We start from the raw sequence: 23,631 nt of genomic DNA, 5'->3' as shown, positions 1-23,631 counted from the left end.
CGTCCGATCTCACATCGCCGTGACGGCGGCGTGAGCCAGATGTCACCGCGTGCTCACCGCGGGTGACGCGACCGCAACACCGCTTCTCCAGCATGGACACCGGCGTAGTCGAGACGGTGTCTAGGAGTTGCGGGATGCAGGACGAGATCACCACGGTGAAATCCACCTGCTCCTACTGCGGTGTGGGATGCGGGATGCTCCTCGACGTCGCCGTCGACCCGGAGACGGGCGACCGACGCGTGGTGAGGACATACGGAGACAAGGATCATCCGACCAACAGGGGTCGGTTGTGCACGAAGGGCGCGACGAGTGCCGAGATGCTCGCGGCCGGGGGCCGGCTCGATACGGCGTGGATGCGTTCCGAGCGGGCGGCCGAGGTCGCCCCGCTCCCCCTCGACGAGGCGATCGCCGAGACCGCGCGGCGCCTGAGCGACATCGTCGCGGCCCACGGCCCCGACGCGGTGGCCCTCTACGTCTCGGGACAGATGTCGCTCGAGGCCCAGTACGTCGCGACGAAACTCGCGAAGGGATATCTGCGCACCTCGCACATGGAGTCGAATTCGAGACTGTGCATGGCCGGCGCCGCGACCGGCTACAAGCAGTCGCTCGGCTCCGACGGCCCGCCCGGCTCGTACGAGGACTTCGACCACGCCGACGTCTTCTTCGTGTCGGGTTCCAACATGGCCGACTGCCATCCCATCCTGTTCCTGCGCATGATGGATCGGGTCAAGGCGGGAGCGCGGCTGATCGTCGTCGATCCGCGGCGCAGCGCGACGGCCGACAAGGCCGACCTGTTCCTGCAGATCACTCCGGGCACCGACCTGGCACTGCTCAACGGTCTGCTGCACCTGATCGTCGAGAACGGGCACGTCGACCGCGTCTTCGTCGAGGAGCACACCGACGGCTGGGACGCGATGGAGTCCTTCCTCGCCGACTACCCACCGCATGTCGTCGCCGAGGTCACCGGTCTGGCCGAGGCCGACATCCGCACCGCGGCGCAGTGGATCGGCGAGGCCGGCGAGTGGATGAGCTGCTGGACGATGGGGCTCAACCAGAGCACCCACGGCACGTGGAACACCAACGCGATCTGCAATCTGCACCTCGCGACCGGGGCGATCTCCCGCACCGGCAGCGGGCCGTTCTCCCTCACCGGCCAGCCCAACGCGATGGGTGGCCGTGAGATGGGATACATGGGACCGGGTCTGCCCGGTCAGCGCAGTGTCCTCTCCGACGACGACCGCGCGTTCGTCGAGGATCGCTGGTCGCTGCCGCGCGGCACGCTGCGTACCGAAGGTGGCGCCGGCACCGTCGACATGTTCGAGCGGATGGCCGCCGGAGAGATCAAGGCGTGCTGGATCATCTGCACCAATCCCGTCGCGTCGATCGCGAATCGGTCCACCGTTCTCGAGGCACTCGAGAAGGCCGAGCTGGTGATCGTGCAGGACGTCTACCGCGAGACCGAAACCGCTTCGTACGCAGACGTTCTTTTCCCCGCTGCCCTCTGGGCTGAATCCGAGTACGTCACCGTCGGATCCGACCGCACCGTCAACCTCCTGCAGCAGGCCGTCGACCCCGTCGGCGAGTCGCTGCCCGACTGGGAGATCATCGCGCGGGTCGCGCAGGAGATGGGTTTCGGCGACGCCTTCGACTATTCGAGTGCCCAGGAGATCTTCGAGGAGATCACCGGATTCGCGAATCCGCAGACCGGATACGACCTGCGCGGCATGACCTACGACCGACTGCGCGAAGGTCCGGTGCAGTGGCCGTGCCCGCCGGAGTCGGCCGAGACACGGCACCCCGTCCGCTATCTCAACGACGGGACGAGCCGGACCCCGGTGGCGCGCGAGGACGGTTCCCGTCCGCGACTGGCGTTCGCGACCCCCGACGGCCGCGCCCGCTTCTTCCCGCGCCCGCACATGCCTGCCGCGGAGATGCCGGACGACGACCACCCCTTCGTCCTGAACACCGGACGCGTCCAGCACCAGTGGCACACTCTCACCAAGACCGGGAAGGTCGAGAAACTCACCAAACTGAATCCCGGACCGTTCGTCGAGATCAATCCCGATGATGCGCAGCGACTGTCGATCGTCGACGGCGACCGGGTGGAGATCGCATCGCGGCGCGGCCGGGCCGTGCTGCCGGCCGTCGTCACCGACCGGGTGCTGCCCGGGAACTGCTTCGCGCCCTTCCACTGGAACGACCTCTTCGGCGACGATCTCGCCATCAACGCCGTGACGAACGACGCCGTCGACCCGGCATCCCTGCAGCCCGAATTCAAGGTCTGCGCCGTGTCGGTGGAGAAGGTCGCGGGTGCGGTCGAACCGGTGCTCGAGAGCGGTTCGGTGCTCGACCGCCTCGAGTCCGCGCTGGGACTCGAGACGATTCCCGTACCCACCTTCGACGACATCGAACGCGGTTATCTCGCAGGCCTTCTCGCCGGACTCAGGACGGCGGACATCACTGCCGCGCCGACCCTTCCGCCGACCGCGCCGTTCCCGGCCGACAAGCGGTCATGGGTCGACGGCCTGCTCGCCGGGATGTACGCGCACTCGGCCCCGGTTCCCGGCGCGACGCCCACCGAGGCGGTGCCGGACGGGCCGGCCGTCGTCGTGGCCTGGGCATCGCAGACGGGTAATGCCGAATCCTTCGCGGCGAGTTGCGCACAACGGCTCCGCGATGCCGGTCGGGCCGTGCGACTGACGGGACTGAACGAACTCGACGTCACCGCCCTGACCGACATCGACGACCTCGTGGTCGTCACGAGCACCTTCGGCGACGGCGACCCACCCGACAACGGCGGGTCGTTCTGGCGGTCGCTCGCGGCGGACACCGCACCCGAACTGCACGGAACGCGTTACGCGGTACTGGCTTTCGGTGACTCGAGTTACGACGATTTCTGCGGCTTCGGGCGCCGTGTCGACGACCGTCTGAGCACTCTCGGCGCAACCCGCCTGACCGAACGTGTCGACTGCGAACCCGGAGAGGACGAGCGCGCGCAGAGCTGGCTCGACGCGCTCGTACCGCTGTTGGGAGGCTCGACGACCCCGGTCGCATCGGCCGCGCCGGCCCCCGCGGCCCCCGCCTACACCCGCAACTCGCCGCTCGTCACGCGGATCACCCGCAACATCGCACTGAGCGGCGCGGGTTCGGCGAAGGACGTGCGCCAGTTCGGATTCGAGATCTTCGATCCCGCATTCGAATACGAGGCCGGCGACGCCCTCGGGGTGATGCCGACGAACGGCCCGGAGGCCGTCGACGAATGGTTGCAGGTCACCGCTCTCGACCCGGAGACCGCCGTCGAACTCGGCAACCGTCCCACCGTGCCGCTGCGCGAGGCCGCGACCCGGCACCTCGACATCACCCGGGTGACACCGGAACTGCTCCGGTTCGTGCAGAAGCAGAGCGGCAGTGCCGAACTCGCGAAGCTGCTGCGACCGGGAAACAAGATCGAGCTGCAGCAGTGGCTGTACGGGCGGCAGGCGATGGACGTCATCGCCGAGTACCCGTTCAAGGCGCCCTGGGACGAATGGAAGGATCTCCTCGGCCGTCTGCGTCCGCGTCTGTACTCGATCTCGTCGAGCCCGAAGACGAACCCGCGCGAGGTGCAGCTGACGGTGTCGGTGGTGCGCTACGAATTCGAGGGTCGCTCCCGGGCGGGTGTGTGCTCGTCGTTCCTCGCCGATCACAGCAAGGGCGTGGACATCCCGATCTTCGTGCAGCGCAACGAGCACTTCCGGCCACCGGCACCCGAGACCGACATGATCATGGTCGGCCCCGGTACGGGCATCGCACCGTTCCGCGGTTTTCTCCACGACCGTCGCGAGGCCGGGCACACGGGCCGCAACTGGTTGTTCTTCGGCGACCAGCGATCCGAGACCGACTATCTCTACCGCGACGAGATCGAGTCGATGCACGCCGACGGCTTCCTCACCGAACTGGGACTGGCCTTCTCGCGCGACCAGCGGCAGAAGATCTACGTGCAGGACCGGATGCGCGAGCACGGCGCACAGGTGTGGAAGTGGCTGCAGAACGGTGCCCATTTCTACGTGTGCGGCGACGCCGGACGTATGGCGAAGGACGTCGATGCAGCCCTGCGCGAGGTGGTGCAGGCGCACGGACGGCTCGACCGCGACGCCGCCGCGGCGTACGTCGAGCAGATGGCCGCCGACAAGCGATACGTTCGCGACGTCTACTGATCTGCTTGTCGGTCCGCAGATGCGGATATAACGTGTCGTTCATGACGTATCTGCGGAGACACGCGTGACCTCGCTCCGGATCCGCGACGCCGCGTCGTTGCTGGGGGTCAGCGACGACACGGTCCGTCGCTGGATCGACCAGGGGCTGCTGCGCGCCGGCAAGGACTCCGCCGGACGCAAGACCGTCGACGGTCGTGAGCTGGCGGAGTTCGCCCGCGCTCAGGCCGATGCCGGTCCCGATCCGCTCGGCGTGGGCAGTTCCGCCCGCAACCGCTTCGTCGGGCTGGTCACGCGCGTCGTCTCCGACACCGTCATGTCGCAGGTGGAGATGCAGTGCGGCCCCCACCGCATCGTCTCGCTCATGAGCACCGAGGCCGTGAACGAACTCGGTCTCGAGCCGGGCAGTGTCGGGGTGGCCGTCGTCAAGGCGACCACCGTCATCGTCGAGACACCCGGAGCGGCCGAATGAGGCGCCGGGCGCTCGCAGCGCTCGCTGCCGGTCTCACCGCTGCGGCACTGACATCGTGCGGCACCGGCGGTGGCGGCTCGGATGTCCTCACCGTCTATGCGGCGGCCTCGCTTCGGGCGCCGTTCACCGAGATCGCCGAACGATTCGAGGCGGCGAACCCCGGAGTGTCGGTGGAATTCTCGTTCGCCGGTTCGTCCGATCTCGAGACCCAACTCGAGCAGGGTGCACCGGCCGACGTCTTCGCCTCCGCCGATACCCGGACGATGGACGCCGCTGTCGGCGCCGGACTCGTTGCCGGTGAGCCGATCCCGTTCGCGACCAACACGCTCACGATCGTCACCGAACCGGGGAACCCGAAGGACATCACCTCGTTCGACGATCTCACCGGCGACGGTCTCTCGGTGGTCGTGTGCGCACCCCAGGTGCCGTGCGGGGCGGCCACCGAGCGGCTCGAGGAGACCACCGGTGTCGAACTTGCGCCGGTGTCCGAGGAGTCGTCGGTGACCGACGTGCTCGGCAAGGTCACCTCCGGTCAGGCCGACGCCGGTCTGGTCTACGTCACGGACGCGATGGGGGCCGGTGCGAAGGTCTCCGTCGTCCCCGTCCCGGAAGCCGCGAAGATCGTCAACATCTATCCCGTTGCAGCATTGTCGAATTCCTACGATGCCGATCGCGCCGATACCTTCGTGCGCTTCGTCACCGGCACGGACGGTCGTGCCGTCCTGGCCGACGCAGGATTCGGTGCACCATGACCGCGACGGGACTGCCCCGGTGGTTGTTCGCCCCCGCGGCACTCGGGTTGCTGTTCGTCGTCGTGCCCCTGGTGTCGATGCTGCTCACCGTCGACTGGACGACCTTCCCCTCGCTCGTGACATCCCCGGCGTCCCTCGACGCGCTCGTCCTGAGCCTGCGCACCTCCGCGGCCGCCACGATCCTGTGCATCCTGCTCGGCGTACCGCTCGCAATGGTGCTGGCACGCAGTAGCTTCCGGTGGATATCGGTGGTCCGCGGGTTCGTCCTGCTGCCACTCGTGCTCCCCCCGGTCGTTGGTGGCATCGCCCTGCTCTACACCTTCGGCCGTCGCGGACTGATCGGAGAGCACCTCGACGCGCTCGGGATCCACATCGCCTTCACCACCACGGCGGTCGTGCTCGCGCAGACCTTCGTCGCACTGCCTTTCCTCGTCACGAGTCTCGAAGGCGCGCTGCGCAGTGCGGGTTCACGCTACGAGGACGTTGCGGCGACACTCGGTGCGCGCCCCACGACGGTCTTCCGGCGCATCACCCTGCCCCTCGTGCTGCCCGGCCTGGTCTCCGGATCGGTACTCGCATTCGCCCGTGCCCTGGGTGAATTCGGCGCGACCCTCACCTTCGCCGGCAGCCTGCAGGGCGTGACGCGCACGCTGCCGCTCGAGATCTACCTGCAGCGGGAAACCGATCCCGACGCGGCCGTCGCGCTGTCGCTCGTGCTGATCCTGGTGGCCGTCGTGATCGTCGTGGCCGTGTACTCGCGGCGGAAGGACCGGCCGCTGTGAGCCTGACGGTGCGGGCCCGGGTCGCCGCACGCGACGTCGACGTCGATCTCGAGGTCGCGCAGGGTGAGATCGTCGCGGTGCTCGGCCCCAACGGAGCCGGCAAGTCGACGCTGCTGGGTGTGGTGTCCGGTCTGCTGCGCCCCGACGCGGGTCGCGTGGAACTCGCCGGTCGCGTCCTCACCGACACTGCGACGGGCGTCGCCGTGGCTCCGCACGACCGATCGGTGGTGCTGCTCGCCCAGCAGGCGCTGCTCTTCCCGCACCTGACGGTCGCGGGCAACGTCGAGTTCGCACCACGCAGTGCGGGTGCGGGCCGGCGTGAGGCCCGTGCGCGCGCCGACAGGTGGCTGCGGGAGGTCGATGCCGCAGAACTCGCCGATCGTCGTCCGCACGAATTATCGGGTGGACAGGCGCAGCGGGTCGCACTCGCGCGTGCCCTCGCGGCCGAACCGCACCTGCTGCTGCTCGACGAGCCGATGGCCGCGCTCGACGTCACCGCGACACCGGTGCTGCGGTCGTTGCTGCGACGCGTCCTGCGCGACAGCGGGCGCACGGCCCTGCTCGTCACCCACGACCCGCTGGACGTGCTCGCACTCGCAGATCGGGTGATCGTGATCGAGGCCGGTCGGATCGTCGAGGACGGGCCGGTACGCCGGGTGCTGACGCGACCGCGCAGCGCCTTCGCCGCCCGTATCGCGGGGACCAATCTCGTCACCGGAACCGTGCGGCAGGAGGCGCTGGAATCCGCGGGCGGTCTCGTCCACGGCCGGGTCCACGACAACTGCGTCCCGGGCAGGGCCGCCGTCGCCGTCTTCGCGCCGTCGGCGGTCGCCGTCTACACCGAAGCCCCGCACGGGAGCCCGCGCAACGCCCTGCGGGTGAGGATCGCGGAACTCGAGGCGCAGGGGTCGACGGTGCTCGTGTGGTCGGATACGGGTATCGCCGCGGAGATCACGACGGCGGCACTCACCGACCTCGACCTCCATCCGGGCGACTCCGTGTGGTTCGTCGTCAAGGCCACGGAGGTGGGGATCCACCCGGCCGCGCTGAGCGCGTGATCGTTACTGCCGCGTGTGGCGCACGACGAGCACGGCGACGAGACCGACCAGGTAGACGACCCCACCGGCGACGGCCAGTTCGGGCGTGCGTCCGTCCGGGTCGATGACGAAGGCCGCCACGACGATCGCGCCGAGGAAGGCGATGTTGAAGACGGTGTCCTGCAGTGCGAAGACCTGACCTCGGCGCGCGTCGTCGATATCGATCTGCATCGCGGCGTCGCCGGTGAGTTTGATGGTCTGACCGGCGAGGCCGAGCAGGAAGGCCGCGACGAGCAACGGTCCGGCCGACACGGTGGTGACGAACGCGAACTGCACGATCGCGGCGGCGATCAACCCGACGGTGACGGTGCGCGGCCGGCCCAGCCGCGGGATCAGGATCGGTGCGAGCACCGCTGCGAGGAGCATGCCGGCGGCGGTGCAGGCGACCGCGACACCGAATCCGGAGAATCCCGCGAGCAGGTCGGAGCCATTCTCCTCGGCACGCAGGACGAGCACCATGATGAGCGTGTCGATGCCGAACACGATGCGGTGCGCGCCGATTCCGAGCATCGCGATCGTCACACCCGGCGCTTCGAGGACGGCTCCCGCACCGGTCCGCAGACCCGCCAGAACGGTGCGGATCACGGTCCGGGGACGTATTCCCTCGGGGCCGAGCGCATTCGCGGCGAATCCCGCTGCGGCGAACGCGCCGACGAGCGAGCCGCTCACGCCGAGAAGGACGGCCGTCCCGGAACCGGTGTCGCCCGCGCCCACGAATCCGATGGTCGCGACCGCCGTGGCGGCCCCGACCGCCGAGACGCCCGAACCGACCGTCGCCAGAACGGAATTGACCGGGACGAGCCACGACTGGGCCACCACGTGTGGGAGCGAGGCCGAGACGCCTGCCAGGACGAATCTGCTCACGCCGACGGCGGCGAGCGCGAGCAGCATGAGCGGGGTCTGCGGTCCCCCGAGGAGCAACACGGCCGCGGCTGCCGCGATGAACACTCCGCGGAGCACGTTGGCCCAGACGAGGACGAGGCGTCGGTCCCACCGGTCGAGCAGGGCGCCGGCGAACGGACCGATCACCGAGTACGGCAACAGCAGCACCGCGAAGCCTGCCGCGATCGTCACCGGGTCGGTGTGACGTTCGGGGTTGAACAGGATCGCCCCGCCGAGTGCGGCCTGGAACAGTCCGTCGCCGAACTGGCTCGCGAACCGCACCCCCGTCAGTCGTACGAGACCCGGCGAGTTCCGCAGGGCGGTCGCGGTCGATCGCCACGCCCGCTGCCTGGACTGCTGCCCGGAGTCTCGCACAAGCACGACACTATCGGCTCCGCCACCATTCGACCGTGCGGGCGGCCGCCTCGTCGAGCGGGGTGGGCGACAGGCCGAGTACCTGTTCGGTGCGGGTCGAGTCCATGACGAACGGGGCATCGAACTGGTAGAGCATCTCGGCGAGTTCCTTCATGTCCCGGTTCACGTGGCCGCCGGCCCGCACCAGCCAGGACGGGATCGTCCCCACCGCGGGCGCGGGCAGGCCGGCCGCCCGCGTGAAGGCGGTGGCGATCTCACGCTGTGTCACGGCCGGTCCGGTGGGTGCGTGGATCACGGTGTTCCACACGGCCGGCTCCCCCGCCGACGCGATCATCGCCGCCGCCAGGTCGGGAACGTAGGTGAACGAATGCGGGAGGTCGGCCGAGCCGAGTACCCGCACCTTGTTGCCGGCGAGCACGGTGGGCACCATGCGTTCGCCGGCCATCGCGTTCAGTGCCCGTGGACCGAAGAAGTCCGATGCCACGACGCTCACCGTCGGGGCACGGTGGGCGGCGCGGGCGGCGAGGAGCTGCCGCCGGATGCCGCGCTTGCCGGTGTCGGCCTCGCGGGGCGAGTCCTCGGTCATGACCCGGTCGGGTTCGCTGTACGAGTAGAGGCTCTCGGGGAAGACGACGACCGTCTTCTCCGACAGGTTCGCGGCGGCGTCGAGAACGACCCGCTCGGCGATGGGGAGTTCGCGTGCCCATACGTCGGCGCGGTAGGCCGACCCGTGGACGCACATGTACACCGCGTCGGCAACTAGTCCGTCTTCGTCGACGAGTGCTGCGGCCACGGCCTCGGGATCCGTGACGTCGACACGCAGGCGTTCGATGCCCGCACCTTCCGGTCCGCTGCCCGATCGGGTCAGGACACGCACGCGATGTCCTTGTGCGGCAAGTTGTTCGGCGACGGTCCAGCCGACGGGTCCGGCTCCTGCGACCACCTGGAGATGCGACATGGTTCCTCGATTCGGAAAGAGTGAGCACTGCTCTCTGATGGCTTCGACGATCCTCCGTGCAGCCGGGATTGTCAAGAGCGGTGCTCTCGTTTGTTGACGGTGCTCTCTGTTCGACGGCAGAATGGCCCGGTGACGACACCACGGGCGCGCGCACGCGCACAGACGATGGCCGACATCCTCCGGATCGGCCGCGAGCATCTCGGCACCCACGGAGCGGCGGCGCTGTCGCTGCGTGCCGTCGCCCGCGATCTGGGCGTCGTCTCCTCCGCCGTCTACCGCTACGTTTCGAGCCGCGACGAGCTGCTCACCCTGCTCGTCGTCGACGCCTACGACGAACTCGGCGACAGTGTCGACCGTGCCGTCGACGCGGCCGACCCCTCCGACCACCGCGAACGGTTCCTCACCCTCGGCCGTGCCGTGCGCTCGTGGGCGCTGGCCGAACCGGCCCGCTACGGGCTGCTGTACGGCAGCCCGGTCCCCGGCTACGCCGCCCCCGCCGAGCGCACCACCGCACCCGGTATCCGCGTGGTCCTGCGACTGGCCCGGATCGTGGACGAGGCCCACGCCGCGGGTGTATTGGACGACACGGCCGCTGCCTCACCTCCGGAGAGCCTGGGGGAACCGCTGGGCCGGATCCGGGACGAGTTCTCCCTCACCGCCCCGGATTCCGTACTGGCACGCGGTCTCTGGGTGTGGCCGTCGTTGTTCGGGTCCGTGAGCTTCGAGGTCTTCGGGCAGTACGGCCCCGACACTTTTCCGGACCGCGAGGTCCTGTTCGAACATCATCTCGCCTTGTTGGCGCAGACCGTCGGGTTCCACCCCACGCGCCGGTGACGGCGGTGACAGAATGGCTGATGTGGCGCAGCATCAGGACGAACCCGAGGACCGCACCGCACCCTCGACACCCAGGGTGCGGGCCGGCAGCCTGCTCGTCTCCGCCACCGATCTCACCGAGCCGACCTTCCGCCGCACCGTCGTCTACATCATCGAGCACACCGATGCGGGCAGCTTCGGTGTCGTCCTGAATCGCATCAGCGACACCTCCGTCGACGCGATGCTGTCGCAATGGTCGTGGCTCGCCGCCGAACCGAAGACCCTGTTCGTCGGCGGTCCCGTCCACCGCAGTTCGGCACTGTGCCTCGGCACGCTGCGGGTGGGTGCCGACATCACCGACGTCCCCGGCATCCGCCACGTCGACGGCCGAGTGGTGATGATCGACCTCGATGCCGATCCCGGGCACATCGCCCACTACGTCGAGGGTGTGCGGATCTTCGCGGGATACGCGGGGTGGAGCGCAGGTCAGCTCGACGGCGAACTACGCAATGACGACTGGATGGTGGTTTCGGCCCTGCCCACCGATGTGCTCGCCCCCGCGCACCTCGACGTGTGGGCGAGGGTGCTGCGCCGGCAACCACTGCCGATGGCGTTGCTCGCGACCCACCCCATCGAGGTCGAACGCAACTGAGCCCCCTCGGGCGACCGGGACCGGTCAGCGGGCGTCGGCAAGAGTGTTGAGCGCGCCGGCCATCTCCTCGGCCCTCGTTGCGGTCACGGTGAATTCGTGTCCCGAGGCGGTGGTCACCACGACGGCAGGTCCGGTGCGCGTGACCAGGCCGTACCGCTTGCCACCCTTGGCCCGCAGCCCCCAGCCACCCCAGTCCTGGAACGGGCGGGTCTCGGTGACCTTCGCGCCGACGATCTCGTCGAGGTCGTATCCGAGCGCGTCGGTGGCCAGATTCGACACCCGGATCCCGTCCGCGTCGACCACCACGGTGTAGCGCAGCAGACCCAGCACGAGCAGAGCGACGGGCGCGATCAAACCCAACGGCCACCAGCTCTGCGTCGCACCGCACACGACGAGCGCGGGGATCAGGACGAGCAGCGACAGTCCCGCCGTCGTGCCCGCACCGGTGCCCACCTGCTCGACGATGGGCAGCTCGGCGCGACCGCGCGGCAGCGCCGGATCCGGAGCAGCTGTCGCTGCCTTCCGTTCCCGGCCGTCGCGCAGGAGCCGTCCCCCGAACCAGCCCACCGCGATACCCGCCCACATGCCGAGCACCGCCGGCCAACCCTCCAACGCGGCCTGCGTGGCGTCGGTCGTGTCGAGCTGCCCCGCGAGACCGGCCAGGAACAGCGCGGTGATAGTGCCGGTGACCCCGAGACCGATCGCGAGCATGTAGCGGCGCATGAGCAGTTGCGCCTGCGCGAGCGCGGCGATCGCGCAGCATCCGCCCCCGACGAGCACGATCAGCAGGGCGGCGGTCCACGCCGAGGTCATAGGCGAGCCGAACGCATCGGGTGTCGTGCCCGACCAGTGCGTGGCGATCTCCCCGGGCAATCGTGGGATCCACGAGCGGGTGAGCACGAGTACGGCCACGGCACACAGCAACGGAACGACCAGTCCGAGCAGCGCACCCACGGGGTCGACCTGACGCGTCGTCATGGGGTCAGCCTAGGGTGCGGGCCTCCACCGGCGCCGTCCTCGTTCCGCTCTCGTCGAACCATCCGTCGGGTCGCAGGTCGCCACCGAACCGGGGCATGTACTCGGTACACGCGAGTCGCGAGACGAGGCTGCGCCGACTGTTCACACCGGTCTTGGTGAAGATGTTCTTCAGGTGGTCCTGCACCGTGTACGGGCTGATGAACAATCGGCTTGCGATCTCGTTACGGGACCGTCCGGCGAGCACTTCGACGAGCACTTCCGATTCGCGTGGCGTGAGGCCGTAGGCGGCGGTCACCAGGGTGACGATCTCGGGTAGACGTGCGCGCTCGAAGGTCATGACGACGCGACCGGTCCCGTCCAAGATCGCGGCGCGCAGCACCACCCATTCGCCGTCGAGGGTGCGCAGGCGCACCGTCGCGGGGGTGGGGCGTGTCCTGCGGACCTGGCGGGCGACCACGTGTGCCGGCCCGGGCCGGCCCCGGACGGGACTGCCCCAGCCGAGCCGCTCGAACCAGACCGCCGCCGCGGCGGTCACGGAATCGAAGTCGTCGTCCGCCCCGATCACGACCACGGCCGGACCCGGACACCCATCCGCGACCTCCGAGTGTCGCACCCGCGCCGATGCGTCCCGCATCAGTGCCTGCGCCGATGCGTCCCGGATGAGTGTGGTGCGGAAGCCGTTCGCGATGTCGCCGAGCACGTCGTCGAGCATCGCGAGTTCGGCGTCGGTGAAGCCACGTCCCGGTTCGCGCATCAGCTCTCCGACACCCCAGCACCGACGATCGCCGTCCCGGAAGACCAACTGCAGCTCGTGTCCCATGCCCAGTTGCGACACGAGTTCGAGATAGCGGCGGTTTCCCTGTCCTGTCCCGTCACCGTCCGGTTCCCCGACGCGGCGTATCCCGGATGGGCGATGGAGGAGCACATAGAGACTGTCCGGATCGGGGTCCGGGCCGTACTCGATCTCGATCGACAACCTGAGGACCTCGATCGGGTCGTCGAGACCACGGGTGGTGAAGCCGGTGGGGACCACGACGGCAGGGTCGACGGGCGCCAGGCAACCACCGTCGTACGGAACGAAGGCGCCGAGTACGTCCATCACGTTCTCGCGGAACTGCGTGCCGTCCGCAGCCGCGGATACTGCGTCGTGGATGCCTGCCCTCAATCGCTGCGCAGAGCGCATATTTCGCAGTATCCCCCTCGAATGTGGGATTGAGAACACTTCGCGCGGCGACGAGGCTCCATGGACACGGGGACATTCAAACGGAAGTCGAGGTACCCGCCATGACCACCACTCACGCCACGCCGTTGTCCGCCGAGGATCTGGAGGTCGTGCATCTGATCCACTCCGCTCTACGCCGGGACACCGAACGTCTCGCCGACTTCGCGCAGAAGTGGCGGACCGCCGACCCCGGCACGCACGATGCGCTGCTCCTCGGCTGGCACGGATTCAGCACCGAACTGCACACGCACCACTCCATCGAGGACGCCTACGTCTGGCCGTTCATGCGGCCACGCCTCGCACACGATGCGGGGGCGATGGAGGTGCTCGATGCGATGGAGGCCGAACACGCCGTGATCGATCCGGCGTTGGCGGAGATCGAGGCCGTGCTCGACGACCGGGAGACGGCGACCGAGCGGCTCGGCGGTCTGCTCGACGGTCTCGTGACGTCGCTGGGTGCTCATCTCGCGCACGAGGAGCGGGACGCTTTCCCCTTGATCGAACAATCCATCACCAAGGAGGAATGGCACGACATCTCGATGCGGGCGTTCGGGCAACTGGACAAACGCGAGGTCTCCGAAATGCTGCCCTATCTCTTCGAGGGAGCGCCGAAGGACAGCGTGGCCACAGTGCTGAAGAGTCTCCCGGTACCGGTGCGGGTGCTCAACCGGTTCTGGTGGACACCGCGCTACGCACGGGAGCGCCGCTGGGCGTGAGGACTGCCGGTGGGAGGACCGTCAGGCGGTCGGCTCGCATGCCCCACGCAGGCTGCACGCGCCGCACGAGGTACCGCAGCCGGCCGTCTCCTCCGGCTTGGTCGCCGCAGCGACGCGCGCTGCGACGGATCCGCCGGCTCCGGCGGTGATCAGGGCGGCCACCACGGTGACGACGACCGCGATGATCCCGGCGACGGTGGGCAGCGTCAGCGACGCGACTCCACCGAGGGCGAGGAGCACCGCGGACCCGAGCATGCTGGGTGCGGCGACCTTGTTGGCGAGGGCGAACGCCTCGTCGTCACGCAGTGCGTCGGGGGTGCGCACACCGGCCCAGCGGTTGCGCGGGAGCTTGCCGGTCAGTGCCGCGACACCCACCGCGCCGACGACGAGAGCGAGCACGAAGAGCAGGACAGCGACGATGAGCACCCGACCAGGATACGCGGCCGGTGGTGCCACCGGTCTGCGCGGGTGCGGGCACGTTCTACCCTGGTGGGAGCACTCACACGCCCGGCCGAGTAGATAGTGATCACCGTGACCCGTCCCGAACAGACCTCCCAGCACGAACCCGGCAGCACTCCGCAGCATCGGTACACCGCCGAGCTCGCGGGGCGGATCGAGCAGCGCTGGCAGGAGCTCTGGCGCGAGCGCGGCACCTTCCACGCTCCCAATCCGGTGGGCGATCTCGCGGGCGAGGTGCCCTCCGACAAGCTGTTCGTGCAGGACATGTTCCCGTACCCCTCGGGTTCGGGCCTGCACGTGGGGCACCCGCTCGGGTACATCGCCACCGACGTGTACGCGCGCTTCAACCGCATGCAGGGCCGCAACGTGCTGCACACCCTCGGTTACGACGCCTTCGGCCTGCCGGCCGAGCAGTACGCCGTGCAGACGGGCACGCACCCGCGCACGACCACCGAGGCCAACATCGGGAACATGAAGCGGCAGCTCTCCCGGCTCGGTCTCGGGCACGACGAGCGTCGCTCGGTCGCGACGACCGACGTCGACTTCTACCGCTGGACGCAGTGGATCTTCCTGACGATCTACAACGCCTGGTACGACCGCGAGGCCGGCCGGGCACGTCGCATCTCCGAACTCGAGGCCGAATTCGCCGACGGCACGCGTCGGCTCGAGGACGGACGCGACTGGGCGTCGCTGTCGGAGGGTGAGCGCGCCGACGTCATCGACTCGTACCGCCTGGTCTACCGGTCGGATTCGCTCGTCAACTGGTGCCCGGGCCTGGGCACGGTGCTCGCCAACGAGGAGGTCACGGCCGACGGCCGCTCCGAGCGCGGCAACTTCCCGGTCTTCCGGAAGAACCTGCGCCAGTGGATGATGCGGATCACCGCCTACTCCGACCGCCTGATCGACGATCTCGAGCACCTGGACTGGACCGACAAGGTCAAGTCCATGCAGCGCAACTGGATCGGGCGCTCGCACGGCGCTCAGGTGAAGTTCGCCGTCGCCGACCACGATTCGGCGATCGAGGTGTTCACGACCCGGCCCGACACCCTGTTCGGTGCCAGCTACGTGACCCTCGCTCCCGAGCACGAACTCGTCGACCGGATCGTCGGTGCGTCCTGGCCCGAGGGTGTCGACGAGCGCTGGACCGGCGGCGCCGCCGATCCGGCTGCCGCGGTCGCGGCCTACCGCGCGTCGATCGCCGCGAAGTCCGATCTCGAGCGGCAGGAGTCGAAGGAGAAGACCGGTGTGTTCCTCGGCGCCTACGCCGTGAACCCGGTCAACGGTGAGCGACTGCCGATCTTCATCGCCGACTACGTCCTCACCGGCTACGGTACCGGCGCGATCATGGCCGTTCCCGGCCACGACCAGCGCGACTGGGAGTTCGCGACCGCCTTCGGCCTGCCCGTCCGCGAGGTCATCTCCGGCGGCGACGTCACCGCCGAGGCGTACACCGGCGACGGCGTGCTGGTGAACTCCGGCCTGCTCGACGGTCTCGACGTCGCCGAGGCGAAGAAGACGATCGTCGCGAAACTCGAAGAGGACGGCGCCGGACGCGGCACCATCCAGTACAAGCTGCGCGACTGGTTGTTCGCGCGGCAGCGGTACTGGGGCGAGCCCTTCCCGATCGTCTACGACGAGCAGGGACGCGCCCATGCGCTGCCCGAATCCGCTCTGCCCGTGGAACTTCCGGAGGTCGAGGACTACGCGCCGGTCTCGTTCGATCCGGACGATGCCGATTCCGAACCGTCCCCGCCGCTCGCGAAGGCGGTCGACTGGATGAACGTCGAGCTCGATCTCGGCGACGGCCTGAAGCGCTACACGCGCGACACCAACGTGATGCCGCAGTGGGCCGGCAGCTCGTGGTACCAGCTGCGCTACATCGACCCCACCAACTCGGAAGCCTTCTGCGACAAGGAGAACGAGGCGTACTGGACCGGCCCGCGGCCGGAACTGCACGGCCCGAACGACCCGGGTGGCGTCGATCTCTACGTCGGCGGTGTCGAGCATGCGGTGCTGCACCTGCTGTACGCGCGGTTCTGGCACAAGGTGCTCTTCGACCTCGGCTACGTCACCTCCTCGGAGCCGTACCGTCGCCTGTTCAACCAGGGCTACATCCAGGCCTACGCCTACACCGACTCGCGCGGTGTGTACGTGCCGGCCGAGGAGGTCGTCGAGCGCGACGGCACGTTCTACTGGACCGGCCCGGACGGTGAGCAGGAGGTCGCTCGCGAGTACGGGAAGATGGGCAAGTCGCTCAAGAACTCCGTCAGCCCCGACCAGATCTTCGACGAGTACGGCGCCGACACCCTGCGCGTCTACGAGATGTCGATGGGTCCGCTCGACCAGTCGCGTCCGTGGGCGACCAAGGACGTCGTCGGCGCGCACCGCTTCCTGCAGCGCGTGTGGCGTCTGGTCGTCGAGGAGGAGAGCGGCGCGCTGCGCGTCACCGACGACACCCCCGGCGACGACACGCTGCGGGCGCTCAACAAGACGGTCGCGGGTGTGTCCGACGACTTCACCCACCTGCGCGACAACACGGCGATCGCCAAGCTCATCGAGTACACGAACCACCTGACGAAGCAGTACCCGTCGGGTGCGCCGCGCAGCGCCGTCGAACCGCTCGTGCTCATGCTCGGCCCGGTCGCCCCGCACCTCGCCGAGGAGATCTGGTCGCGTCTCGGACACACCGAATCGCTTGCACACGGCCCGTTCCCGGTCGCCGACGAGAAGTGGCTCGTCGAGGACAGCGTCGAGTACCCGATCCAGGTCAACGGCAAGGTGCGCAGCCGCATCACCGTCCCCGCCGACGCCACGCCCGACGCGATCGAGGCCGCTGCGCTCGCGGACGAGAAGATCGCCGACCTGCTCGGCGGTGCCGCACCACGCAAGGTGATCGTGGTTCCCGGCAAGATGGTCAATGTCGTGAAGTAGCAACACTTCCGACGGCCGAGACCCCGGTGCACCGGATGCACCGGGGTCTCGTCGTCTGTGCTGTGCGCTCGGATTTCACCGAGAGTGCTTCTCGCTCAGGGGTTCTTGTGTTCGATCTTCTCGAACTCGGCGACCTCGCCCGCATCGTGTGCGCGCTCCTCCGCCTCCTTCGCCTCGAGCTGCTTGGCGACGGCATCCTTGAGGGAGATCTTGGCGGGCTCGGCGGCCTCCTCCTCGGCCTTGCGGATGCGCTCCTCGTCCTTCTTCTTCGCCGTCTCGGCGGCACGGCGCTTCGCGGCGGCCTCCTGATCGGCCTTCGCGGTCTCGGCGGCCTTCTTCTGCTCGGCTTCCTTCTCCGCCTGCTTCGCGCGTTCCTGCGCGCGTTCGCGGGCCTGCTGGACCTCCTTCTCGCGGTCGCGTCGTGCGGCTTCCTGCTCGGCCTCGGCCCGCTCACGCGTCCGGCGGAGTTCGGCGTCCGCCGCCCGCTTCTCGGCCGCGGCCTGAGCGTCGAGCTTCTCCGCGCGCTTCACCGCGTCGGCACGTTCGGTGGCGAGTGCCCCGCGCGTGGCGATCTCCTGGTCGTCGAGCACGCTGCCGACGATGCCGTCCAGCATGCCCAGCCCCCGCTCGTACATCAGGCGCGGCGGGGCGTCGGTGGGCAGGAACCGCAACTGCTGCTCGATCAATCCCAGCGGGAAGCGGGCGATCTTGTACTGCAGTCGCAGAACGCTCTTGGGCAGAGTGGCGAGGTTCATGGGCGCATCTCCAACTTCGATGGGGGTACAGCTCCGGTAGGGAATGTCGGTGGTGTTCGTCAGTGATCCGGCTCGTCGGTCAGCGTGCGTTCGAGGGCTTCGGCCTTGCGACGTTCCTCCTCGGCCTGGAGGCGTGCACGTTCGGCGTCGTGGGAGGCGCGTCGGTGGTCCTCGTCGGCGGCCGCGACCGCTGCGGCGGCATCCGTGACCTGCTCGTTCTCCTCACGGCGTGCCCGCTGTTCCGCGGCCGTGACCTCGCGGGCGGCGTCGGATCGCCCTCGGACGATGTTCTCCTCTTGTTCGAGCTCGGCGGCCTGTTTGCGGACCCGTGCCTCCCGCTCGGCCTGCGACTCGACGGCGTCGGTCCGCTGCTGCACGGCCTCGCGCTCCTGCTGTCCGGCCTCGCGGACGGCGTCGAGCTGCTCGACCGCCTCGTCGCTCTCGGCCTCGGCCATGTGCGAGAGGGTGTCGGCCTTCCTGGTCTGCCGGGCCTGCTCCTGCTCGAGACGGCCTTCGGTGGTGAGGGAGTCGTTGCCGGTCAGAGCGCCGGCGACCTCCTTCGCCTTGCCGAACACGGTCTGCTTCAACCCGAGGCGTGCCTTGTCGGCCGGACCAGGGCGAGCCCTGTCGGATGGGCTGTCTTCGACCACGGTCATCTCCTTCCGTACGGGACACGAAGGGGACGGCCCCATGGCTTGGGGTAGCCAGACGCGGTCGGCTTCAATCCTCGAGAGTCTCGAGAGGGCGGATGTGCGCGCCGACGAAGTCGACGACATCGCCCAGGACCTCGTCCCGGTTCGTCTCGTTGAAGATCTCGTGCCGTGCCTCGGGATAGGTCTTCGACGACGACCCGCGACCTGCCAGCGACGACCATCCGGTGGCGGTGCCGTCGAGGGGAACCAGTCGATCGTCCTCGCCGTGCAACCACAGCACGGGCACGTCGTCGATGGCACCTGCGGCGGTGATCGTGTCGATGCAGGTCTTCAGTGCCTGCACGGTGGTGCGCTTGAACGGGCCGTGCCAGACGAGCGGGTCGGCCACATAGGCGCGACCCACCTCGGGATCGCGGGAGAGGGTGGACGGATCGATGGGGGTATCGGGGATCTCCTCGGCCGTGAGCAGGGCGTCGACGGCCGCCCACCTGCCGAGGACCGGGCCGGACAGAACCACCGCGGCCAGTTCCGAGCCGTATCGCTGCGCGTACCGGGCGGCGATCATGCCGCCCATCGAGTGTCCGACGAGCACGACCGGCAGGTCGGGATGCTCGCGGCGCGCCGTGAGATCGAGCAGACGGAAGTCGTCGACCACCTTCTCGAAGTCGTCGATGAGGACGCGCTCGCCGTCGCTGAGACCGTGACCGATGTGGTCCACCGCGTAGACGGCGGCGCCGTCGGCGACGAGGCGCGCGGCCACGTACTCGTAGCGTCCGCAGTGCTCGCCGTAGCCGTGGCACAACAGCACCACGTAGCGCGGGGTCTCACCGACCCACGTGCGGGCCGCGAGGGCGCCGGCGTGTCCGTCGAGGGTGAAGGCGACAGCGTCGATCATCGGGTCTCCGATCGTTCCGGGTGATGGCGATGTCATCGTCCTCCGCCGCGGGGTCTTCCGAGTGGGAATCGCGAGTGCATCCACGGATCCGGCCCACTACCGTCGAATTGAAACGTGTTCCAGATTCGAACGAAGGAGATCTCATGGCACCGAGTCGGGACGCGATCCGCGCCACCGTCGAGAACTATGTGAAGTCCGTGGCCTCGGGCACCGTCGACGATGTCCTCGCCCTGTACGCGCCGGGCGCGACGGTCGAGGATCCGGTCGGCACGCCGGTCCGCGCCACCGAGGCCGAGATCCGCGAGTTCTACGGCGTGGTCGAACCGCTCGCGCAGACCGGTGAGCTGATCACCCTCAAGATCGCGGAGAGCAACGCCGCTTTCGTGTTCCGTCTGGTCACGCACCTGGGTGAGCAGGATCTGATCATGGAGGTCGTCGACGTGATGACCTTCGACGACGACGCGAGGATCACGAGCATGAGGGCGTTCTGGAGCCAGGAGGACATGCAGACCGTCCCCGCCTCCTGATGGACGGCCGCATCGTCGAGGTCGATGGTTTCACGTGGAACATCGACGATCGGGGCGACGGACCCGCGGTCGTCATGTGCCACGGATTCCCCGGCCTGGGGTACAGCTACCGGCACCAGTTCGCGCCGCTCGTCGACGCCGGCTACCGTGCCGTCGCCCCCGACATGCCCGGCTACGGCCGGACCGACCGGCCGCGGAAGGTCGAGGAGTACACGAACGTCGCGGTCGCCGATCGCCTCGTCCGACTGCTCGACGTCCTCGGGATCGACAGCGCGGTCGTCGTCGGTCACGACTTCGGTGCGCCCGTCGCGTGGACGACGGCGCTGCGACATCCGGATCGCGTCGCCGGTCTCGTCCTGCTCGCCGTGCCCTACTCGCCGGACCGGATGCCCGCGCGACCCAGCGAGATCTTCCGCGGTCTCGCCGACAAGCACTTCCTCCACCTCCACTACTTCCAGGAACCGGGAGTCGCGGAGGCGGAACTCGATCCGCGCCCGCGCGAATTCCTGCAGCGATTGTTCTTCGCGCTGTCGGGCGGATACCGCTATCTCGACGTGTGGTCGCATCCGTCCGAGGGACGCGGATATCTCGACGTGCTGCCCACCGCTCCCGAGCTGCCGTGGGACTGGCTCGGCGACGACGAACTCGCGTACTACGCGGCCGAGTTCGCCCGCACCGGATTCGGTGGAGGTCTGTCCTGGTACCGCGCCTACGACGCCAACTGGGAGGCGTCGCGTCCCTACGAGGGCGCGAAGGTGCAGGTACCGACGCTGTTCGTGGCGGGCGACCGGGATCCCGTCGTCGCGATGTCGGGGTCGTCGGCGCTCGAACGGATGCGTGCCTTCGTCCCCGATCTGCGCGGTGTCCACCTGCTCGAGGACGCGGGGCATTTCGTGCAGATGGAACGTCGCGACGAGGTGAACGACCTTCTCCTGCGTTTCCTCTCCGGGATCCGGATACCGACGAGAACCGTCGAACAGCACTTTCACCGGCGATCATCGACCTAGCATGGCGGCGTGGCCAGCGACACGGTTCGTGGATTCGGTCTGGCACTCGCCCTGACGGCACTGGTGGCGGGTGCCTGCTCGTCGGGCGGTTCGGTCGAGACGACGACGCCCGTGCAACTGCATGTCGCGACCGCGCAGGACGACCCGTGGACGCCGCGTCTGGTGCCGCCGCAGGTGCCGGTCGCGGTGCCGCCCCCACCCCCCGAAGTCGTCGAGGACGGCGGCGACCCGGTCACCGCCACCGCCGGGGCTCCGGCCGTTCCCGGTGATCGGCCGGCCCTCTACGGGGGCAGTCTCGACCGGCCCCTGTGCGACCGCGAAGCACTCATCCTTCATCTGGAGGAGGATCCCGCCAAGGCCGAAGCGTGGCGCGGTGTCCTCGGCGTGCCCGACATCCGCGGCTACACCGACACCCTCACGGCGGTCCTGTTGCGCGCCGACACCCGGGTGACCATGCACGAGTACCGCGACGGTGCCGCGCGGCCCGTGCAGTCGCTGCTCGAGCGCGGCACGATCGTCCTCGTCGACGAACTCGGTGTTCCGCGCGTGCGGTGCGTGCGCGGCAATCCCCTGTCCGCGCCGGTGCTCACCGGCAACGACGAACTCGAAGGCCCGAAATGGCCCGGTCTGAACGCCGAGCGGATGTTCGTCGTCCAGCCCGCCGCGACTGCCGTGCGGGAGCTGGAGGTCGTCGACATCACGACCGGCGCGATGGTCCCCGTGCCGGTGGGTGAGGCTCTGCCGAAGACCACGGCTCCGGCCGCACCGGAGACCACGGAGGAAACCCTCCCGGAGACCGAGGCACTGCAGGCACCCGTTCCCGCACCGCGGCGTGCTCCGGTGCCGGAAGCCGCGGCACCACCGCCTCCGCCCCCGGAACCGCCGCCTCCGCCTCCGCCCGCTCCGGAGCCACCGCCACCGCCGCCGGCTCCGGAACCCGCTCCGGCTCCGGCTCCGGCTCCGGCACCGGCACCTCCGCCGGCGCCGCGAGCTCCTGCGCCGCCGCCTCCGCAGATCCAGATCCAGATCCCGGGCGCTCCCCCGGTGGTGATTCCGCTGCCCTTCTGAGTCGTCGGCCGTTCCGAGCCGTCAGCTCTTTCGAGTTGTCAGCGAGGACGCAGAACGACCTCGGTGGGGTGGGCGTCGACCGGCGCCTCGACGACCTGCCGCACCGCACGCGCCACTGTGCCGGGGCTGAGGAACTGCGACGGGTCGTACTCACGACCTTCCGACGCGACGATCGCGCGCTGCATGTCGGTGTCGATCCGGCCCGGGTGGATCGAGGTGACCCGCAGCGCGGGTTCCTCCTCGCGCAGCGCGTCGCCGAACGCCCGCAGTGCGAACTTGCTCGCGGCATAGGCACCCCAGCCGGGGCGAACACGCAGACCCGCCCCCGAGTTGATGAGCACCACGTGGCCGTTCGCGGCCCGTAGGGCCGGCAGCAACACCTGCGTCAGGGCGACGACGGCGACGACGTTCGCCTCGAACGTCTCGCGCCACTGCCGGGGCTCGCTGTCGGCGATCGTGCCCAGTTCGGCGACACCGGCGTTGTGGACGAGGACGTCGAGCCGGTCGATGTCGGCGGCGGCCGCGGCGACGGCGTCGTGATCGAGCAGGTCCACGGGCCACGGTGTGGCGTCGGGCAGTTCCTCGAGGATCGCATCGAGCGACTCGCGACGTCGGCCGCCGAGGAGCAGATCGTGGGTGGGAGCGAGTTCGTGGGCGATCGCGGCGCCGAGACCGCGACCCCCTCCGGTGACGAGAGCTGTGGGGCGCATGATCACGAGCCTAGGAAGCAGACGGTGGGGCGGCCACCGCACCGTGCTCGAGACCGGCCAGGATCTCGGCGAGCCGGTCGTCCGGTGGGGTCTCCACCGCCGGGTCGCGCGGGAACCGGAGTTCGAGGAACGCCTTGGGTCGCGACAGCACGTACTCGCGCGCCAGATTCCTCAGCCGCGTGCGCAGCCGCACGTCGTTCGCGGCGCGGACTCCGGCGATGTCGATGCCCGCCCGCCGGCACAACGCCACCGCGCGCGGAAGGTGGAAGCCCTGGGTCGTGATCAGTGCCTGCCGCACGCCGTAGGTGGCCACGGCGCGCCGGGCGGTGTCGTAGGTGTCGAGACCGTACGGATCGGCGACGATCCGTTCCCGGTTCACACCCTGCTCGACGAGATACGCGATCATCGCCTCGATCTCGTCGCCCGAGGTTCCGGCCCCGTCGCCCGAGACGAGCACGGCCTGCACCCGTCCCCGTTCCATCAACGCGACCGCGACGTCGAGGCGGCTACGGAGCACCCGCATCGGACGGCCCTCGTGCACCCGCGCGCCCGGCACGATCACCACCGGGGCGGGCGGCGCGTCGTCCACCTCGTACATGAGGTCCTTCGCCTCCGACGCAACGCGGGCGGAGACGAGTGTCAGCGCGGACACCGCACCGACGACCAGTGCGGAGACCGCACCGAGGGGGGACGACGACCGGACGGATTCGAGCATGCGTCCCAGATTACGGACG

Annotated in this window: 22 protein-coding genes; 12 read left to right on the top strand and 10 right to left on the bottom strand. The window is 69.2% G+C overall.

The annotated features are described in order from the left end of the window. Positions 1-134 precede the first annotated feature (134 nt). The 5 genes from C6Y44_RS24895 (at position 135) to C6Y44_RS24875 (ending at position 7,257) form a co-directional block, all read left to right on the top strand. A complete protein-coding gene (locus tag C6Y44_RS24895; protein WP_159417120.1) occupies positions 135-4,196 on the top strand; it encodes a bifunctional nitrate reductase/sulfite reductase flavoprotein subunit alpha in 4,062 nt (1,353 codons plus the stop codon). Between the two features lie 64 nt (positions 4,197-4,260). Continuing rightward, complete coding sequence (locus tag C6Y44_RS24890) at positions 4,261-4,665, top strand: TOBE domain-containing protein (RefSeq protein ID WP_159417121.1); 405 nt, start codon at positions 4,261-4,263, stop codon at positions 4,663-4,665. Next, the gene (modA, locus tag C6Y44_RS24885; RefSeq protein ID WP_159417122.1) at positions 4,662-5,417 is read left to right on the top strand and encodes a molybdate ABC transporter substrate-binding protein; all 756 of its coding nucleotides are present in this window, start codon (positions 4,662-4,664) and stop codon (positions 5,415-5,417) included. Before C6Y44_RS24890 ends, modA begins: the two co-directional genes overlap by 4 nt. Next, a complete protein-coding gene (locus tag C6Y44_RS24880; RefSeq protein WP_159417123.1) occupies positions 5,414-6,199 on the top strand; it encodes an ABC transporter permease in 786 nt (261 codons plus the stop codon). The genes modA and C6Y44_RS24880 overlap by 4 nt, the downstream gene beginning before the upstream one ends. Beyond that, positions 6,196-7,257, top strand: a complete 1,062-nt coding sequence (locus C6Y44_RS24875; protein ID WP_159417124.1) for a sulfate/molybdate ABC transporter ATP-binding protein — start codon at positions 6,196-6,198, stop codon at positions 7,255-7,257. Before C6Y44_RS24880 ends, C6Y44_RS24875 begins: the two co-directional genes overlap by 4 nt. 3 nt (positions 7,258-7,260) lie before the next feature. Here C6Y44_RS24875 and C6Y44_RS24870 read toward each other — a convergent pair whose 3' ends face one another. Then, entirely contained in the window at positions 7,261-8,553 is a 1,293-nt protein-coding gene (locus tag C6Y44_RS24870; RefSeq protein ID WP_159417125.1) for an MFS transporter, read from the bottom strand. Between the two features lie 10 nt (positions 8,554-8,563). Next, positions 8,564-9,511, bottom strand: a complete 948-nt coding sequence (locus C6Y44_RS24865) for an NAD-dependent epimerase/dehydratase family protein (protein WP_159417126.1) — start codon at positions 9,509-9,511, stop codon at positions 8,564-8,566. Positions 9,512-9,676: 165 nt separating this feature from the next. Here C6Y44_RS24865 and C6Y44_RS24860 point away from each other — a divergent pair, with 165 nt between their 5' ends. Together C6Y44_RS24860 and C6Y44_RS24855 are read left to right on the top strand one after the other, a co-directional pair. Continuing rightward, entirely contained in the window at positions 9,677-10,345 is a 669-nt protein-coding gene (locus C6Y44_RS24860) for a TetR/AcrR family transcriptional regulator (RefSeq protein ID WP_159419084.1), read from the top strand. A gap of 13 nt (positions 10,346-10,358) precedes the next feature. Continuing rightward, complete coding sequence (locus C6Y44_RS24855; protein ID WP_174246962.1) at positions 10,359-10,976, top strand: YqgE/AlgH family protein; 618 nt, start codon at positions 10,359-10,361, stop codon at positions 10,974-10,976. A 24-nt stretch (positions 10,977-11,000) separates the two neighbouring features. Here C6Y44_RS24855 and C6Y44_RS24850 read toward each other — a convergent pair whose 3' ends face one another. Both C6Y44_RS24850 and C6Y44_RS24845 read right to left on the bottom strand, forming a co-directional pair. Continuing rightward, a complete protein-coding gene (locus C6Y44_RS24850; RefSeq protein ID WP_159417128.1) occupies positions 11,001-11,954 on the bottom strand; it encodes a DUF1648 domain-containing protein in 954 nt (317 codons plus the stop codon). Positions 11,955-11,958: 4 nt separating this feature from the next. Continuing rightward, positions 11,959-13,137, bottom strand: coding sequence for a helix-turn-helix transcriptional regulator (locus C6Y44_RS24845; protein ID WP_159417129.1), 1,179 nt, complete (start codon positions 13,135-13,137; stop codon positions 11,959-11,961). Between the two features lie 101 nt (positions 13,138-13,238). Here C6Y44_RS24845 and C6Y44_RS24840 point away from each other — a divergent pair, with 101 nt between their 5' ends. After that, on the top strand, positions 13,239-13,892 hold the full coding sequence (locus C6Y44_RS24840; RefSeq protein WP_120280919.1) for a hemerythrin domain-containing protein: 654 nt from the start codon (positions 13,239-13,241) through the stop codon (positions 13,890-13,892). A gap of 21 nt (positions 13,893-13,913) precedes the next feature. On the opposite strand, the gene C6Y44_RS24835 is transcribed toward C6Y44_RS24840, so the two are convergent. After that, a complete protein-coding gene (locus tag C6Y44_RS24835) occupies positions 13,914-14,318 on the bottom strand; it encodes an SdpI family protein (RefSeq protein WP_016691037.1) in 405 nt (134 codons plus the stop codon). Between the two features lie 96 nt (positions 14,319-14,414). Here C6Y44_RS24835 and leuS point away from each other — a divergent pair, with 96 nt between their 5' ends. Then, the gene (gene leuS, locus C6Y44_RS24830; protein WP_159417130.1) at positions 14,415-17,282 is read left to right on the top strand and encodes a leucine--tRNA ligase; all 2,868 of its coding nucleotides are present in this window, start codon (positions 14,415-14,417) and stop codon (positions 17,280-17,282) included. A 95-nt stretch (positions 17,283-17,377) separates the two neighbouring features. Here leuS and C6Y44_RS24825 read toward each other — a convergent pair whose 3' ends face one another. From C6Y44_RS24825 to C6Y44_RS24815, 3 genes are all read right to left on the bottom strand, one after another. Beyond that, a complete protein-coding gene (locus C6Y44_RS24825) occupies positions 17,378-18,037 on the bottom strand; it encodes an IF2 family translation initiation factor (protein WP_159417131.1) in 660 nt (219 codons plus the stop codon). A 59-nt stretch (positions 18,038-18,096) separates the two neighbouring features. Beyond that, positions 18,097-18,693 (bottom strand): CsbD family protein, encoded by a 597-nt coding sequence (locus C6Y44_RS24820; protein ID WP_159417132.1) that lies wholly within the window; start codon positions 18,691-18,693, stop codon positions 18,097-18,099. A 64-nt stretch (positions 18,694-18,757) separates the two neighbouring features. Further along, the gene (locus tag C6Y44_RS24815; RefSeq protein WP_159417133.1) at positions 18,758-19,585 is read right to left on the bottom strand and encodes an alpha/beta hydrolase; all 828 of its coding nucleotides are present in this window, start codon (positions 19,583-19,585) and stop codon (positions 18,758-18,760) included. A 143-nt stretch (positions 19,586-19,728) separates the two neighbouring features. Here C6Y44_RS24815 and C6Y44_RS24810 point away from each other — a divergent pair, with 143 nt between their 5' ends. From C6Y44_RS24810 to C6Y44_RS24800, 3 genes are read left to right on the top strand one after another with little or no spacing between them, the layout of a single operon-like run. Continuing rightward, positions 19,729-20,112 (top strand): nuclear transport factor 2 family protein, encoded by a 384-nt coding sequence (locus tag C6Y44_RS24810; protein WP_159417134.1) that lies wholly within the window; start codon positions 19,729-19,731, stop codon positions 20,110-20,112. Beyond that, a complete protein-coding gene (locus C6Y44_RS24805; protein WP_159417135.1) occupies positions 20,112-21,119 on the top strand; it encodes an alpha/beta fold hydrolase in 1,008 nt (335 codons plus the stop codon). Before C6Y44_RS24810 ends, C6Y44_RS24805 begins: the two co-directional genes overlap by 1 nt. Before the next feature lie 9 nt (positions 21,120-21,128). Further along, the gene (locus C6Y44_RS24800) at positions 21,129-22,187 is read left to right on the top strand and encodes a DUF6777 domain-containing protein (RefSeq protein WP_159417136.1); all 1,059 of its coding nucleotides are present in this window, start codon (positions 21,129-21,131) and stop codon (positions 22,185-22,187) included. Between the two features lie 38 nt (positions 22,188-22,225). On the opposite strand, the gene C6Y44_RS24795 is transcribed toward C6Y44_RS24800, so the two are convergent. After that, positions 22,226-22,897, bottom strand: coding sequence for an SDR family oxidoreductase (locus C6Y44_RS24795; RefSeq protein ID WP_120283808.1), 672 nt, complete (start codon positions 22,895-22,897; stop codon positions 22,226-22,228). A gap of 10 nt (positions 22,898-22,907) precedes the next feature. Further along, the gene (locus C6Y44_RS24790) at positions 22,908-23,612 is read right to left on the bottom strand and encodes a SanA/YdcF family protein (RefSeq protein ID WP_159417137.1); all 705 of its coding nucleotides are present in this window, start codon (positions 23,610-23,612) and stop codon (positions 22,908-22,910) included. Between the last annotated feature and the right edge of the window lie 19 nt (positions 23,613-23,631).

This window comes from Rhodococcus rhodochrous, from assembly GCF_014854695.1.
Taxonomy (GTDB): Bacteria; Actinomycetota; Actinomycetes; order Mycobacteriales; family Mycobacteriaceae; genus Rhodococcus.
The sequence above is the reverse complement of the archived record's forward strand: the minus strand, read 5'-3'. Positions and strand labels throughout refer to the sequence as shown.

What these genes read in the sequence shown, in the direction of transcription:
- C6Y44_RS24895 (WP_159417120.1), top strand. Translation starts at nt 135, where the DNA reads ATGCAGGACGAGATCACCACGGTGAAATCCACCTGCTCCTACTGCGGT.
- modA (WP_159417122.1), top strand. Translation starts at nt 4,662, where the DNA reads ATGAGGCGCCGGGCGCTCGCAGCGCTCGCTGCCGGTCTCACCGCTGCG.
- C6Y44_RS24880 (WP_159417123.1), top strand. Translation starts at nt 5,414, where the DNA reads ATGACCGCGACGGGACTGCCCCGGTGGTTGTTCGCCCCCGCGGCACTC.
- C6Y44_RS24865 (WP_159417126.1), bottom strand. Translation starts at nt 9,511, where the DNA reads ATGTCGCATCTCCAGGTGGTCGCAGGAGCCGGACCCGTCGGCTGGACC.
- C6Y44_RS24860 (WP_159419084.1), top strand. Translation starts at nt 9,677, where the DNA reads ATGGCCGACATCCTCCGGATCGGCCGCGAGCATCTCGGCACCCACGGA.
- C6Y44_RS24855 (WP_174246962.1), top strand. Translation starts at nt 10,359, where the DNA reads ATGGCTGATGTGGCGCAGCATCAGGACGAACCCGAGGACCGCACCGCA.
- C6Y44_RS24850 (WP_159417128.1), bottom strand. Translation starts at nt 11,954, where the DNA reads ATGACGACGCGTCAGGTCGACCCCGTGGGTGCGCTGCTCGGACTGGTC.
- C6Y44_RS24845 (WP_159417129.1), bottom strand. Translation starts at nt 13,137, where the DNA reads ATGCGCTCTGCGCAGCGATTGAGGGCAGGCATCCACGACGCAGTATCC.
- C6Y44_RS24840 (WP_120280919.1), top strand. Translation starts at nt 13,239, where the DNA reads ATGACCACCACTCACGCCACGCCGTTGTCCGCCGAGGATCTGGAGGTC.
- C6Y44_RS24825 (WP_159417131.1), bottom strand. Translation starts at nt 18,037, where the DNA reads ATGAACCTCGCCACTCTGCCCAAGAGCGTTCTGCGACTGCAGTACAAG.
- C6Y44_RS24820 (WP_159417132.1), bottom strand. Translation starts at nt 18,693, where the DNA reads ATGACCGTGGTCGAAGACAGCCCATCCGACAGGGCTCGCCCTGGTCCG.
- C6Y44_RS24815 (WP_159417133.1), bottom strand. Translation starts at nt 19,585, where the DNA reads ATGATCGACGCTGTCGCCTTCACCCTCGACGGACACGCCGGCGCCCTC.
- C6Y44_RS24810 (WP_159417134.1), top strand. Translation starts at nt 19,729, where the DNA reads ATGGCACCGAGTCGGGACGCGATCCGCGCCACCGTCGAGAACTATGTG.
- C6Y44_RS24805 (WP_159417135.1), top strand. Translation starts at nt 20,112, where the DNA reads ATGGACGGCCGCATCGTCGAGGTCGATGGTTTCACGTGGAACATCGAC.
- C6Y44_RS24795 (WP_120283808.1), bottom strand. Translation starts at nt 22,897, where the DNA reads ATGCGCCCCACAGCTCTCGTCACCGGAGGGGGTCGCGGTCTCGGCGCC.
- C6Y44_RS24790 (WP_159417137.1), bottom strand. Translation starts at nt 23,612, where the DNA reads ATGCTCGAATCCGTCCGGTCGTCGTCCCCCCTCGGTGCGGTCTCCGCA.